General features: G+C 43.0%; 1 protein-coding gene. It reads left to right on the top strand.

The annotated features are described in order from the left end of the window. Nucleotides 1–876 (top strand): RHS repeat-associated core domain-containing protein (locus HMPREF9448_RS03695; protein ID WP_008861246.1); only part of this gene is annotated, 876 nt, incomplete at its 5' end. Nucleotides 877–965 lie beyond the last annotated feature (89 nt).

The raw sequence follows: 965 nt of genomic DNA, 5'->3' as shown, positions 1-965 counted from the left end.
CCGTACAAATACGGAGGAAAGGAGTTTATAGAGCTGCACGGCTATGACAGTTACGACTTCGATGCCCGTATGTATTATCCGGCTCTCTGCCGATTTATGACGATGGATCCGCTCTGTGAGAAATATTACTCCATATCGCCCTATGCCTATTGTAATAATAATCCGGTGAAATATGTAGACCCGGATGGGGAATCGTGGCGATTGACTTATGACAGAATAGAAGGAGAGGTGATTTTTACAGGATATGAGTGGGTAGATGAAGATAAATCTTATGATGTAGACGGTAATTTATTGCAGGGTTTGTATGCGCAGGCCATATTTTTTTCAGATAACAAAACTTTTGACAAGGATAACGGCTATAATATAGGTTCTTCTACTGCCACGGTTTATTTGGCAGACGGAACGACCGAGACATATGCGGCCTGTACGAATCCTTCGGGAAGCGACTATGCTACGGTTCCGGAAGGTCCTTATCATGCGAAAGTAGGCATGCATAAGGGGGCTTATACGGCTTTGCGAATGGAAGATACCGACGGTAGCGGGAGAATAGAATTAGGATACGAAAATCCGGCATATACCGATGGCCGGACATACGCAGCAGGTATTAATATACACAAGCCTGGGGAAAATAATCTTACGGGACTGACTGTTAAGAAAAGGCCTATATCGGCAGGATGCCTGTTGATCGACATAAATAGCTGGAACCGTTTTATAGGGCATTTTGAAGCAGAAGACCAAAAGAACAATACGGTAAGCGTCACGGTTTCGAGATCTCTATCGGAACCCGTTAACGTAAACCGGTTGCCGGCTTTTAATTTTATTCTGAATGGAACGAGAGAATCATTTTTTAGTCGTATTAAAAATAGGAAATTATGAAAAAGAGCGTGCTATTGTTGTTTTTTGCGGGTTGTGTGGCAACAGGTATTTTTGGAATCGGTCGTAAGATTCCGATGAATCGGGTGAAT

The sequence above is a fragment of the Barnesiella intestinihominis YIT 11860 genome, from assembly GCF_000296465.1.
GTDB lineage: Bacteria > Bacteroidota > Bacteroidia > Bacteroidales > Barnesiellaceae > Barnesiella > Barnesiella intestinihominis.
The sequence above is the reverse complement of the archived record's forward strand: the minus strand, read 5'-3'. Positions and strand labels throughout refer to the sequence as shown.